Annotated in this window: 16 protein-coding genes; 3 read left to right on the top strand and 13 right to left on the bottom strand. The window is 34.4% G+C overall.

The genetic code is table 11. The features are described 5' to 3' along the window. Positions 1-2: 2 nt before the first annotated feature. From BW936_RS10925 to BW936_RS10900, 6 genes are all read right to left on the bottom strand, one after another. Positions 3-305 carry an aminoacyl-tRNA hydrolase family protein gene (locus BW936_RS10925; protein WP_076548447.1) on the bottom strand — a complete coding sequence of 101 codons (303 nt, stop codon included), beginning with the start codon at positions 303-305 and terminating at the stop codon, positions 3-5. Further along, positions 292-1,743 carry a hypothetical protein gene (locus tag BW936_RS10920; protein ID WP_076548446.1) on the bottom strand — a complete coding sequence of 484 codons (1,452 nt, stop codon included), beginning with the start codon at positions 1,741-1,743 and terminating at the stop codon, positions 292-294. The genes BW936_RS10925 and BW936_RS10920 overlap by 14 nt, the downstream gene beginning before the upstream one ends. Positions 1,744-1,749: 6 nt before the next feature. Continuing rightward, on the bottom strand, positions 1,750-2,040 hold the full coding sequence (locus BW936_RS10915; RefSeq protein WP_076548445.1) for a hypothetical protein: 291 nt from the start codon (positions 2,038-2,040) through the stop codon (positions 1,750-1,752). 7 nt (positions 2,041-2,047) lie between these two features. Continuing rightward, entirely contained in the window at positions 2,048-2,332 is a 285-nt protein-coding gene (locus BW936_RS10910; RefSeq protein WP_076548666.1) for a helix-turn-helix domain-containing protein, read from the bottom strand. 99 nt (positions 2,333-2,431) lie between these two features. Next, a complete protein-coding gene (locus BW936_RS10905) occupies positions 2,432-3,499 on the bottom strand; it encodes a hypothetical protein (RefSeq protein WP_076548444.1) in 1,068 nt (355 codons plus the stop codon). Positions 3,500-3,508: 9 nt separating this feature from the next. Further along, positions 3,509-4,825 (bottom strand): phage integrase SAM-like domain-containing protein, encoded by a 1,317-nt coding sequence (locus BW936_RS10900; protein ID WP_076548443.1) that lies wholly within the window; start codon positions 4,823-4,825, stop codon positions 3,509-3,511. A gap of 728 nt (positions 4,826-5,553) precedes the next feature. On the opposite strand from BW936_RS10900, the gene BW936_RS10890 reads away from it, so the two are divergent. Then, positions 5,554-6,680 (top strand): IS3 family transposase gene (locus BW936_RS10890; RefSeq protein WP_394333586.1). Its coding sequence is split into 2 segments (ribosomal slippage): positions 5,554-5,806 and positions 5,806-6,680, totalling 1,128 coding nucleotides; the frame shifts between segments, so codons are not numbered across the junction. A gap of 47 nt (positions 6,681-6,727) precedes the next feature. Here BW936_RS10890 and BW936_RS19495 read toward each other — a convergent pair. Then, positions 6,728-6,934 (bottom strand): hypothetical protein, encoded by a 207-nt coding sequence (locus BW936_RS19495; RefSeq protein WP_143744121.1) that lies wholly within the window; start codon positions 6,932-6,934, stop codon positions 6,728-6,730. A 452-nt stretch (positions 6,935-7,386) separates the two neighbouring features. Here BW936_RS19495 and BW936_RS10880 point away from each other — a divergent pair, with 452 nt between their 5' ends. Continuing rightward, on the top strand, positions 7,387-8,310 hold the full coding sequence (locus BW936_RS10880) for an adenylate/guanylate cyclase domain-containing protein (protein WP_076548439.1): 924 nt from the start codon (positions 7,387-7,389) through the stop codon (positions 8,308-8,310). Here the strand turns inward: BW936_RS10880 and BW936_RS19630 are convergent, their stop codons facing one another. Further along, on the bottom strand, positions 8,311-8,475 hold the full coding sequence (locus tag BW936_RS19630; protein ID WP_159439015.1) for a hypothetical protein: 165 nt from the start codon (positions 8,473-8,475) through the stop codon (positions 8,311-8,313). A gap of 805 nt (positions 8,476-9,280) precedes the next feature. Between BW936_RS19630 and BW936_RS10870 the strand changes: the two genes are divergently transcribed. Then, positions 9,281-9,844, top strand: a complete 564-nt coding sequence (locus BW936_RS10870; RefSeq protein ID WP_076548437.1) for a Crp/Fnr family transcriptional regulator — start codon at positions 9,281-9,283, stop codon at positions 9,842-9,844. A gap of 51 nt (positions 9,845-9,895) precedes the next feature. Here BW936_RS10870 and BW936_RS10865 read toward each other — a convergent pair whose 3' ends face one another. From BW936_RS10865 to BW936_RS10845, 5 genes are read right to left on the bottom strand one after another with little or no spacing between them, the layout of a single operon-like run. Continuing rightward, on the bottom strand, positions 9,896-10,747 hold the full coding sequence (locus BW936_RS10865; RefSeq protein WP_076548436.1) for a DUF5777 family beta-barrel protein: 852 nt from the start codon (positions 10,745-10,747) through the stop codon (positions 9,896-9,898). Between the two features lie 7 nt (positions 10,748-10,754). Further along, positions 10,755-11,144, bottom strand: coding sequence for a hypothetical protein (locus BW936_RS10860; RefSeq protein WP_076548435.1), 390 nt, complete (start codon positions 11,142-11,144; stop codon positions 10,755-10,757). Next, complete coding sequence (locus BW936_RS10855) at positions 11,122-11,664, bottom strand: YceI family protein (RefSeq protein WP_076548434.1); 543 nt, start codon at positions 11,662-11,664, stop codon at positions 11,122-11,124. The genes BW936_RS10860 and BW936_RS10855 overlap by 23 nt, the downstream gene beginning before the upstream one ends. Positions 11,665-11,680: 16 nt before the next feature. Continuing rightward, positions 11,681-12,043, bottom strand: coding sequence for a c-type cytochrome (locus BW936_RS10850; RefSeq protein ID WP_076548433.1), 363 nt, complete (start codon positions 12,041-12,043; stop codon positions 11,681-11,683). Positions 12,044-12,050: 7 nt separating this feature from the next. Then, positions 12,051-13,214 carry a hypothetical protein gene (locus tag BW936_RS10845; RefSeq protein WP_076548432.1) on the bottom strand — a complete coding sequence of 388 codons (1,164 nt, stop codon included), beginning with the start codon at positions 13,212-13,214 and terminating at the stop codon, positions 12,051-12,053. Between the last annotated feature and the right edge of the window lie 7 nt (positions 13,215-13,221).

Genomic DNA, 13,221 nt, shown 5'->3' with positions numbered 1-13,221 from the left:
ATTTATGTTTTTTGGGTGTTGTTATGCTCTCTTATGCTTCTATGTACCTGTGAGATAGGAACATTAAAGAATTTTGCTATTGCTTTAGTTGGTAATCCCGAAAGGTGCATTTGAAACATTCTTTTTTGTTTTATACTGCCTTTTCCAAAAATCTCGTGTTTCCATTTTAAGAGTTTCCGAAAACCTACATTGTAATTTCTTGCTAGTTGTTCAATAGAATAAAGCCCAGTTGTAAAATCACTTTTAAACTTTTGTTTTAAATTGTGGTTTTGCTGTTTTGTAAATCGTCTTTTAGTGTCTTTCATTTTGGATATGGTTTAATTTGGATATACTGTTAATTAATCTTTTTGCTCTATGACTTGTTAGTGTTTCCCCCGTGTCCTTTATAGTTGCTTTTATAACTTTTTGAACCCAATAGTATGGGGCGTTTATTTCGTTTTGGGTTAGCTGTACAGCTTCACAAATTCCGTTATGCCTATACTCAATCAATAAATTAAGGCGTGTGTTAAGGAGGTTATTAATATGAAATTTTACAATTGGAGTTTCTGATATTTTTAAGTTGTGCCTTATCTTTTTTCGTTGTGTTGCTTGGTAACTATTATTACACCTTTTAGAGCAATACAGGGCGGTGGTTTTTTTGTTAGATATATCCTTTGCACACGTTCGGCATAGATTACCCTTTTTAGCCATTGTTTTAGTTTCTGAAATCATTGGTTTTTTTTCGTTCATTTTTGCGACTTTTTTTAGTTCACTTTGGATAAAATGATTTGGGTATGTTTTAACCGTGTATTCTAACGGGTCAAACATGGACACATCTTTGCTTCTATTTTTTAAAATATCGTGGTTCAAACGTGGACACTTTACCGCTGTTAGTTCATGCCATTTTTTAGTTATCAAATGGGAAGTTTCTCCGTGGGTTAATGTTGTGCTAAACAGGGAAAGTATTTTATCAAAATGTTGCTTTGCTCTTAACCTTTGCTTAGGTGTAAATTCCCCCCAGTTTCGGGGCGTGGCATAGTATAACACCTTTTTTCGCTCATAGTCGGTTAGACCTTTCCAATTCAATTGTTTATCATAGTATATGGAGTTAGTCCAATAGGTAGCCAATAAAATCCCCAACGGTTGCACCTTATTTATCTTTAGGAGGTCGTCCAACGTCTTAATATTATACTTGGTTAGGTAGTCCATTTTTTTAACCGCTATTTCTACCCGCAAAAGGTTTTGCGGTTTTAATCCCTCTTGTTTTCCTTTGTTATAAATTTTAAGGGTGTACCGTTGTTTTGCTATTGTCTTACCAATCTTTTGCCCGTTAGCTTTGAAATCTGTAAAAGGGTCGCTATTAAGTGCCACAAGGTTATTTAAAATGGCTTTTGCTGTAATAGTGGTATACAAATTAACCCCAAACTCAACGTTTCTTAAAAGTGCTATTTTGGGGTTGATGCTAAATTTTTTGTATAGGTCGTTTATAACCTCTTTTAACTGATAAATGGTGAAGTCGTTAGCGTTGGTTTCTCCTTTATTATAATACTTATGCAGCGAACCCCTTACGCTACAATAGGTAACGCCTTGGTACTTTATTGAGTTGGTAATAATAAACGTTAAGCCCTTGTATTTTGCTACTTGTGTGCCGTCTTTCAATTCGCCCGTTTTCGTATTTGTATACGTGTAAAAATCTAGCAAATCATTAGATAGCCATTCATAGCCCGAAAGGTTAGGTACGTCTATTTTAACCCCGTCAATCATTCGCAGTTAAATAGTATTTGCGTACTGGTTATGAAGTTCCGTAAGGGCTTTTTCCGCTAAAGAGACAATCGCAACTAATTGTATATTTAAGTTATTTGGTTTAACATCTGCAAGTAGTTTTAATGCCTGTATAGTATAATCCGCCTTTGTTGGTTTACTGGGTAAATGGAAACCTTTTAAAATGCTCTGTATAAGTTCTATAGATTGCATTTTTTCGGGTTTATTTGTCATATACCCAATAGTTGCAAGTTCATCTAGTACAGCAACCACATGGCTAATTTTTGCGTTTAGATTCATAGCCTTGTTATTGCGGGTTAATGCTTTGTAGAGCATTCAAAACCTCATTCTTTTTATATCGGATTTTGTTACCTATACGGTATGATTGTAGAATACCGTTTTTTGTCCAAGCGTGTAACGTTGGCAATGAAACATCTAACCATTTAGCAACTTCCTGACGGGTTAATAATTGGGTGTCAGGTTGAGGTTTAACCGCTTGTAGGAGGTCGGAAAGATGTGTTTCTAAAGTTTGAAAGTGAGTTAACAGGGTACTTGCTTCAATGCCCTGTATTTCTGTTTTTGTGATTTGCATAACCATACATTTTTATTATTTGTATGGTGCAAATGTGTTAATAAGTGCGTTTGTCTAATTTGCCCAAAGCAGAAAGGCAAATTTTAAATTTTATCAATCTTACACTTTTAAAGCAGAGAAAACATCTAGTATTTTATTTCGATTGCGTGTATTTGGGTAATTTTTACCATTATTTGCTGTTTTGTAATCGTAAGCAGTTAAGATTTTACCGTTTATAGAAAATGCGTTTACATTTTGTAATGTTTTTAGAAATGACCCAGTACGTATAAGCCCAAAGTGTTTTAATTCATCAATGAAACACCTTAAATCCGCCTTACTTATTCCCTTTTTTAATTCAATTGGTTTATCAAATAATACAATATTGTCAGAGAATAAATTTTCCCATTGTTCAATTGTTGAATTAAACAAAGGTTTACTCGATTCAAAAATTGTACTTATTTGCCAATTCCTATCTTCAAAATTTGGGTTTAAGGATAAAGTATGATTAGTCTTTTTATTTGGGCTTTGTAATCTTGTAATCTCTTTTTCTAAATATGATATTTCCCATATAACAGAAAGTTCTAAAAAGAAGTCTGAACACTCATTAAAGTCGTTGAGGTTGTATATAAAATTACCTTGTAAAATTTGTGGTAAGTATACAAATCTATCTTGTTTTTCTCTAATCGCAATAGCTTTATTGCGATAGTAGTTTATTCTAGGAAATGGGGATTTCGCAAAATCTTTTTCAAGTTCGTCTATAAACAAGGGTTTCCAAGTGTTGCTAAGTGTTTTTAGCAAAGAATTAAAATGCTCTGTATCAATTCTTATTTCTTCTAATTCCACCGAAGTGAAAAAGCCGTATTTTTTATTTGGGTACTTACCATGTTTAACGGATTTGAAGAAAATAACTCTTATAGGTAACTCCCTCAATGGTTGCGCCAATTCCTTTAGATACTTTATTTTAGTATCATATAGCCCCTCAATTCTATTGGGTAGTTTTAGACCTCTCGTTGCTATATAATGGCTGTTTGCACTAAACTTATCGAGTAGTAAATTATTAATTCTACGATCTAAGAATGGGAGTTCCCAAACACGGCTAAATAAATAGTATTCTTCTTTTAGCCATTTCAAATACTTATCAATATCTAATGTCGAAAAATCAATGTTCCGGGTATCTGTTAAATCCATATTTAAACCCTATTTAACTGCCCTTAAAACGGTTTCTTTTTCCTGCTTTTGGCTTTGAATATTCCAGTACATTGCCATTTGTTCGGCATAGTCTGTATTAGTCTTTCCTATATAGTTTAAAAACTCTTTTTCGGTTGAATGTCCAGTAACATTAATAAGTAATGCTGTTGGCATATCACCGTAAAAGTTACTAGCAAAAGAACGTCGGCAAATATGGGAGGTTACTAGTTTGGACTTTGGGAAATTACCCTGTTCTTTCCGGTTGGTCTTTTCGTTGACCTTTGCACCCTCAATTATTTCGTTTAGTTCGGCTTTGGCACAAACTTTTTTAATAAGACGGTTAAAAATGGTCATTGCACTACCTATATTGGTACTGTATGGCGTGGGAAAGTGTCCGTTTCTCTTATCTAGTATATCCCTTACTTTGGGATGGACTAAAACAGAAACCCGTTTTTTGGTCTTTTGTTGTACCAACTCTATAAAGTCTAGTCTACCGTTGGTCTTCAAATTTTCGTTCGTTAATTGCAGTAAATCGCCCGCCCTTTGCCCTATATAGCATCCAATGATTAGCCAGTCCTTTGCATTTTCTAAAAGTTCGCTTTGGTAGTTAGTTGTTTCTATTTGTTCTAGTTCCTTAAAGTTGAGATATATTTTTTTGACCTCTACCCTAAAACCCTTTACTTGTGATAGTTCGGGGCTAACTTTAAAACCCGACCGTTGAGCATCCAAACAAACGGTTTTGAGAAACTTTAGATACCGCCCCGCTGTATTACGCCCTAATTTATCAACCTCTAAAAGATAGGTTAGAAACGCATCCCGAAACTTTAGGTTTACATCTGTTAAACGATACTTTTTACGGGTATGGCGTTGAAATTCAGCCACTTTCTTTTTAATGGTATTATACTTTGTTACGGTCGCCTTTGATGCACCCAAACCGCCTGTTTTGTCATTGGTTTTTAACCTTAATTTTTCTACATAATGTGAGCAATAGTTTTCTAGGTAGTTGTTATCTGTAACCTCTATTAAATCAAAATGTATATCAATGCAGCTTTGCAGCCATTGCGAGTTTATAATGCCCCCTTTAGCCATCGTACTGTTATACTGGTCTAAAAGGTAGGTTTCCAAACCCTTTAAGTTGCCTTGTAAAGCATCCTTATTTTGGACGTGTGCAAGGTGTTTGATTTTGCCCGTATTGTTGTTGAAGTGTTGGGGGTTGACTTGTAAAGGGGTAGTTATTCTGTAATCTGTTGATCCGTCAACCATAAAACGTACCCCAATTTTAGACGGGTTACGTTTGCCCCTAACGTAAAATTTTAATGTAGCCATTGTAAAGAGTATTAAGCAAACCAAAAGTAAGTAAAAAAACTACTTAAAAAAACTTGTACCGTAATGCGTACCGTTGAAAAGTTAGTTTATCTTTATTTGGCTTAATTTGATTTAACTAGTACTTAGGTAAATAAATACAGGGTATTAGTAATATTTAAAGGTGTTTGGGTAGCGTTTTAGGGTAGTGTTTGAAATGTTAAAATTAAGTGATTACGTTCCCTCTTTCTCCGCAGAAAAGCCCCGTAAGCTAATGTTTACGGGGCTTTGTTTTTTTAGGTGTCATTTTTGGTGACAGTTCTTTTTTTAATATTTAATCAAATTAGTCTAACATTCATTTAAAGGTTCAATTTCACTAAGTTGATTTCTAAACCCTTGTTCTTCATATCTAGTGTCGATACCAATTTGGATAATTTTCTGGTCTTTTCTCCATAAAATCAACCAAAGCATCCAAACATATATTTGTACTTTATTTTTAATAGTTTCAACATTTTCTAAACTATCTGGTTGAATGTACTCTTCACGAATTTCTAAATATTTCTCTAATTCAATGTTAATTATGGATGCGAATATTGTAGAACCATCTGAGGTCGGTTTGAGGTTATATTTATTAACTATTTCTTTTTGGGGCTCACGTTTCCTTATAACTGACCTCCTCCCTTTAAACCGGACCGTTTAATACTAGAGAAAACCGGGCGAATAAATGTTTAACTTTAAACAACTATTTGCTTATGAGACGATCAAAGTATTCGGAGTCGCAGATCGTATTTGCGATCAAACAGGTAGAGACGGGCACCCGTATCCAAGAGGTCTGCCGTAAGATGGGGGTAAGCGAGGCCACCTTTTACAATTGGAAGAAGAAATATGGGGGGCTGGGCGTATCGGAACTGCGCAGGCTGAAGAACCTCGAGGAGGAGAACTCGCAGTTGAAGAAACTGGTGGCCGACCTGAGCCTGGACAAACAGATCTTACAGGACGTTCTTAAAAAAAAGTTCTGAGACCGTCCCGAAAGCGCGGGATGGTCTGTAATATCAGGATGAAGTACAATATTTCCGTTCAGCGTTGCTGCAAGCTCGTATTGCTGCATAAGAGCGTATTCTACTACAAGGCCAAGGGACGGCGCAGCGATAAACTGTTACGCATGCGTATGAACGAGATTGCCGCTGTCAGGGTACGCTATGGATTTTGGCGGATCCATATCCTTTTAAGGAGGGAAGGCTTCATGGACAACCACAAGCGCATGTACAGGGTCTATTGCGAGGAAGGCCTGAACTTAAGGAGCAAGCGCCCAAAACGAAACCGTTCGGCCGCACATAGACAACCAAGCGAGGGCAACGCTTCTAGTTTAAATGAATGTTGGAGCATGGATTTTGTCTGCGACCAGTTCTATAACGGCAACCGTTTCAGGGCTTTAACTGTAGTGGATAACTATAGTCGAAAGTGCTTGGCCATCCATGCGGGAAAATCGCTCAAGGGAAGCGATGTCGTGCAAGTTATGGAGGCGATTACCTTTGGGAACGAAGTGCTGCCAAAGCGTGTCAAAGTGGATAATGGAAGTGAGTTCATCAGTAAGGTATTGGACAAATGGGCCTATGAAAACAATGTCGAACTTGACTTCTCAAGGCCCGGTAAACCTACCGATAACCCGTTTATAGAAAGCTTCAACGGTTCGTTCAGGGACGAATGCTTGAATGCCAATTGGTTCTTTTCCTTGGGAGATGCACAGGAAAAGTTCGATATTTGGAGGGAAGACTATAATGTATTTAGACCGCACAGCTCGTTGGGGGACATGTCCCCCAACGAGTATATCGAAAAGAATGAAAATAGCCCGGATTCTCTAATTATGACCGGTACCTAAATATGGGAGGAGGTCAATAGCCCGGATTCTCTAATTATGACCGGTACCTAAATATGGGAGGAGGTCACTGCCTTTGCCGATGCAAGGTTTTCTTTATAATGCCCTTTGGCCGTAAATACAAATCGGCTTTTGGAATCGGCAATGGTCAGTGGGTGACAGTAGATTTTGTTGCACATCAAGAACTTCCCTTTGTAGTCCGAACTCCACACTTCATTACACTCTTTTGGATTAATATTGGGATGTACGGGTTTCACTCTTCTAAGTCGTTTTTAAAGCGAGTAATTATTCATCAGGTGAATCAGAATATATATTAAATGCTACTGGATATCAATTAGGAGCCGGAGTGCAATCTAAAACAGGAGAAGGACCAGATTTGTCCGACATTAATACAGGCGAGTATTTAGGCGAAAGAGTGGCTAAAATAGTAATGCGATTTAAACATGGAATTAAAAATATTTAAGATTATAACTTATTGGTAAGAAATGGAGCATTACAAAGTTATGTTTAGATTAGTATATGTGAGAAATCAAATGTTTTAGCAAGTATTTTTGATAAATAGTAGTTTTTTCTGAGTGGCTCATTAATTTTACAATGAGCCACTTTTTATTTCTATTCTTAATGAAGTAAGAAGAATGTAACACAGAAACAATGCTTTAAAATTATTCTCTATAGAGGGTAAGATGAAAATAATTAAAAAAGAAGCTAGATGATTAAAAAAATAAGACAGTATAAAATTTATTTATCTAAAGAGAATACAGAAATTAAGTGTTTGGAAGATGACACAGTGTTAGAGGCTGTTTTAAGAGCCCATATTAATCATTCCCATACTTGCGGTGGTACAGGAAAATGTTCTACATGTAGAATTCGAGTTATTAAAGGGATAGAAAACTGTAATACAAGAAATAAAATAGAACAACTCATAGCTGATAAGTTAAGTTTTCCTTCGGAAGTAAGGTTAGCGTGTCAAACAAAAGTCTCAGGTGATATTTCTATTAGAAGAATAGTTTCTGACGAATTGGATCAAGAAATTATTTTTGAACAGTTTTCCGAGAATTCTAAAGGAGCCTTAGGCAATCAACAGAAATTGACCATGGTGTTTACTGATATTGTCAACTATACCTCATGGGCAGAAAAATTTCCTCCTTATGATACTATGCATGTGCTTAATAGATATTATAAAATAATGAATAAGGTCATTGTAGATAATCATGGTTTTATAAGTGATGTAACAGGGGATGGAATTTTAGCAATTTTTGGTTTAAATAAAGAAAATGGTAATTCAGTTTTAGATGCCACTATGGCTATTAGGGAGATGCATCACATGCTTAGGAAATTTAATAATTACCTTATGGCTAATTTTAATACAAAATATGAAATTAGAATTGGTGTTCACTATGGAAATGTAATTGTAGGGTCTCTAAATTTTGGTTCAATGAAAAAGATGGCTGTGATAGGAGATAATGTTAATTTTGCCAGCAGAGTAGAAACGGCTAATAAATTATTTAAAACTAAGCTTTTGTTTTCAGAAGATGCTTATCAAATGATAAAAGAAAAATTCCCGAAATATAAAGTTTATACAACCTTATTAAAAGGAAAATCAGGAGAGTATAAACTCTATGAAATATTATAATTAAGTATTATTTGGATGTCCTTCCATACTTAGCAATCGGTCATAACTATAGGGTCTTAATCTTTGATTAACCCACATACTATCATCACATTTAAACAATGCAACAGATGTTTTGCCGTTAGTACTCGTGTAGATGATGTTATTGTTTTGTACTTGTTTGTCCATAGCTTACAGGGATTTCAGATCGTTATGGATTTTATGTATGATATTTTCTGGTATTTTTAATTTACTGGCTAGTTCTAGCCGCCTTGGAATCAATGTATGCAAATCCGCCACAATGCCTTTAGGATTCTTTTTGGAAAACCCTTGTGTAATGGTAAGTATATCTTTTAGTAATTTCGGTACGCTTACCATTAGTGGACAATGCTCTAGAAGTAGTTTTAAAAGTGAGTAGGGGATTAAGTGCATAGGCCAAATCATTAGTGGGGCTCAATTCCAATTATCTGTTTCCCTATTGTAAATAAAACCATGGTTCTTTAAATGGTCGTTTACATCTCTAAACACGACATTTAGAACCAAACGTTTAAAAAAGTTGTTGTAAATCTTTATGTGGTACTTAACCCTAAAGCAACTTTGAAAATATTTTCAAACGAAGAGTTTTCTCCGTAGAAAATTAAACCCAATGTCGTAAGATATTGGTTTTTTGCTTTTTAAAATTTGTACCATAAGGTTTTCAGAATACAATAGTAAAGGGGGGGACAAGGGATAACATTGTGCGGTTCTATTATTAAACGAATATACTAGTTATTATAAAAAGAATGAACGCTATTTTTCTAACCGCTTTGAGTGAATTATTGAAGCATTAGGCTGTAACATTCAAAGATCTTGTCAACGCCGCTATAATGCTATGATCTAAGTTGATTAATTATATAAGTTTTAATGTGTGAATAATATAAAAATCAGTGTTTATATTGTTTTAAACTTAACTATTAATTCATGACTTTAAACGGACTTTTTATACTTTTGAACCATGGATGAATTCATACTATACATACAGAAATACATTAACCTTTCTATTGAGGCAGAAAGTGAGATTAGGGCTTTAGCATTAATCAATGAAAGTGTTTCTAAAGGTCAGGTTATTTTAAAGGAAGGAGAAACTTGCGAACGTTTATATTTTTTACAAAAAGGAACAGCAAGAACTTATCATTATCAAAAAGGCAAAGATATTACCTATTGGATTTATCCTGAAAATACAATGATTACGTCTTGGCACAGTTATATTTTAAGAAAACCCTCTTCAGAATATATTGAAACCACAGAAGAATCTATTTTAATTTCAATGTCTTACGACCAATGGCAAGAACTTTATCTAAAATATCCAATTTTGGAACGCTTTGGAAGATTAATTTTAGAAGAGCAAATGGCTTTAATTGATGACTTTTTTAAAGGCTATTATTTTTTATCTGCGAAAGAAAAATATACACTATTAACTACGGCGTTCCCTTCCATTACACAACGTGCTAATTTGGGTCATATAGCTTCTATGCTCGGAATTTCTCAAGAAACCTTAAGTAGAATTAGAGGAAAATAGAAAGGCTTACATAAGTTTATGTAAGCCTAGTTCAAATGAAATAATTAGAGGTTAAAATACTCTTACTATATTAAACCCAAAAAATACATCTTCAAACCATTTACCTTCGGCATTACTAATAAATCCTGGTTCGTTAGTTGATTGCGCGTTAGAGAAAAGTAATTGAAAAACGTGACCTCCAGTTTCAATATCTAAACCAAAAGTTAACGGATTGTTGTAAATGGAGTTTTTGTGTCTACTAAGATTATATACATAATCTACGTTTACAGACATACGCTTGCTTACCTTCATGCGTCCACCTGCACCCAAAGCTACTTGGTCGTGTTTTTGAAAAGGTTCTAAAACCAAATTTTGCCTTACGTAGGTTGGAGCTAGTTCAAAAGAGAAACTATTACTAAACCGCTTAGAAATTAAAAGTTGTGTTGCATAGTTCATTCTATCTCCAAATTCTAATAAGGGATATTGCTGCTTCCTTATATCTGTTCTGATATTTGCAGTTGCATACCCTACAATGTTCACAGGAAAATCTTTTGATTGTCCAATTATTTTTGCTTTGATATGTGATGAATATGTCTTTCTTATGGACTCCCTTGCTAAACCTATTTGAATGCCATCATAAATACCATACACCAGTTGAATTTTAGTATTGGCATTATCAAAACCAAAAAAGGTCGTTAATCCATCTTTTAACGTTCCAAAACGATGCGAAACATACATATACATATCACCTTTAGCAGCAACTTTAGTAGATTGTAGGTTTCCGATCTTCATCGCCTTAAAAGCGGGTTGTTCGTAAGATTCTTCTTGGGTAACTTGTTCTAATTCATTTAATAAATCTTCTTGTGAACGTACAGAGTTTATCCCTAGAAATATTATGGTTATTGCTAATAAATATGGCTTCATTAAGTATTTATTTTATAATGGTTTGATCTAATTTTATCTCTTCTAAAAGGTCATCATAGCCTATCATTCTTGCCTTAATAGTAAGGGTTTGTCCTTTTTGTAAATTTGTAATTGCAGTGCGATCCTCTAATTGACAATAGATATTATTATTATTAAGCATAATACCTTTTGTATCTATTAAAGTGATGGTTCCTGTTAGTTCTACAACCACGTCTTGCCATTTAACAACATCTGTTTTTACTATTTCTAAAAAGCTATCTGTAGAACCTGAAAATGCTACTGCTTTTTCTGCTATAGGTTTGTGAGGTTTATAGATGTATTTGTATGCAGTATAACTTGCTATTAGTAGTATTGTAAATAAGAATAGCACTAGTTTATTTTTTTTCGACAAACTCATAATGTAAGTTTAGGTTGATGGATTTGGCTATTTTTTCTCTAACAATACCAGGGATAACAATATTGAACTCTTCAGGTTTTACGGTAAATTCTGAAGTCAAAACTATTTTATTTTGTTCTTTTTTTAGCGTCACCGTAGTATCAATTATTTTATCTTTTCCACGTATGGTTAAAGTACCTTTAAGTTTTATTTTTTTTTCTTCAGAAGATAAATTTTTCATGTTAAAATCTATTAGTAGCCCTTTGAATGTAGCTTTTGGAAACTTATCGGAATCCATATAATTTTCATTAAAATGCTCTTGCATTAAGGCTATTTCAAAATTAAACGCCTTTATAAAAAGTAATGCAGCAAGTGCTCCTGTCTCGGTATTTAAGATTACTGTGGTACTTTCGTTTTTGGCTTCTATAGGCTCAAAATTTTCTACCGAAGCTTTAAATTCGGTTAGGCCCGTTTTTGTAAAGTATTTTTGGGCCATTACTATGTTTGATGCAAGTAGCATAAGAAGAATTATATATTTCATAGTGTAATAATTAAGATTAATTTTCTGGAAGATTATCTGTAATCCACTTATCAATTATTTGAAGTGTTTGTGGTGATAATGTCCCATTTGGTGGCATAGGGTTTGTAGCGCTATTCATTCTAGCAACAAGACTACCTTGCTCTGCTGAATACTTGGTGTTTTGATAATTAGACAAATCTAACCCGGCATTAGGTGCTGGACCTGCATGGCACGTAATACAATTATTGGTCATTATTAACTTAATGTCTGCTTCATAGGTGACGGTTTTCGTTATTGGAGGTAATGTGCTTTTATCTCCTTCATCTATGATGGCCTTTGTACAGCTTATTACCGCTAAAACAAGAGCTAGTAATACAATTTTAAAAATATGTTTTTGCATTTTCAGGTTAGTTTTGGATTGTAATATTATCTATTGTTATTTGCTGTTCCGCTAAAGGTTCTATGGTTACTTTACGTGGAGGATGTGTAATATCACCTTCAGATATTGAGAAGTCCCCATCTATATCTGCAACTACTGTTACATAATACGTTCCTGGGTGCATGTATGTCATTAAAAATTGGTTCTCTTTAATTGATAGCACCGGAAAATGTAAAGCTGTTTTGAAAGCGTTAAGGTTTGAAGTGAAATATCCATTCGTATCCGTAAAAGGATCTCTTGATAAAAACAACAGTAGGGTTTGGTCGTTGTCTAACGCACCACGATCTATATTAACTTGTAAGTACGCTAATCTTGGATGGTCTGTAATTATATATGGATCACCTGATTGTGGCGCTAGGTCAAAAATATTGTTCGTTTCTTGAACTGCTAAAAATGTAGCGGAATTTGCTTGGGACAACCCTTCTTTTACATATAGGAAATCTTTATTAAAACCATTGGTAAAATCAAGTTCAGGATCTATTGTATTTTGTGGATATCCGGTAGCGGATGCAGCATTCTCAGCTAATTCTGAATGCATCCTTTTACCTTTAAAGGTCATATGCCTATTAGGAATTCTATTTCCTAAGCCACTGGTATAAGAATTAAAATATAAGCTATCTGTATTATTTGGAAAACGTAATTCCATATACATAATACCATCCCCTCCAATGGCATCTACTAATCTATAATAACGACCGTTATCTTTATTTTCTACTTTATCCAATACAAAGTAACTGGTTCTATAAATGCCATTTAGTAAACCACCATTTCTGGCCATAATAGTTCGTTTACCCTTGTAGTTGCTTACGAAAAAAGATGTAAATAAATTACCGGCAGAACCTCCTTCGTGAATACCAAAAGTATGTGATGATGAAATAGCTCTGTAATCCCAAGCAAAAAATGGGTACTCGTCATTAATTACCAGATTATTACCCACCCAATGACCTTGCATTTTTGCCATAAAATCAAATCCGTCTGAATTGATATCAATCGGAATAACTTCTGTAGTTTGCGTTGGTGTTCCCTTTTCTCCATTTGGATCGGCAATATTCCTAATATCTTCTGCGGAACATGCTATAAATACTAAAGATAGAACAGTGCTAAAACTTAAAAATTGAATCGCTTTTTTCATGTATTAT

Source organism: Maribacter ulvicola, from assembly GCF_900155985.1.
GTDB classification, from domain to species: Bacteria; Bacteroidota; Bacteroidia; order Flavobacteriales; family Flavobacteriaceae; genus Maribacter; species Maribacter ulvicola.
The sequence above is the reverse complement of the archived record's forward strand: the minus strand, read 5'-3'. Positions and strand labels throughout refer to the sequence as shown.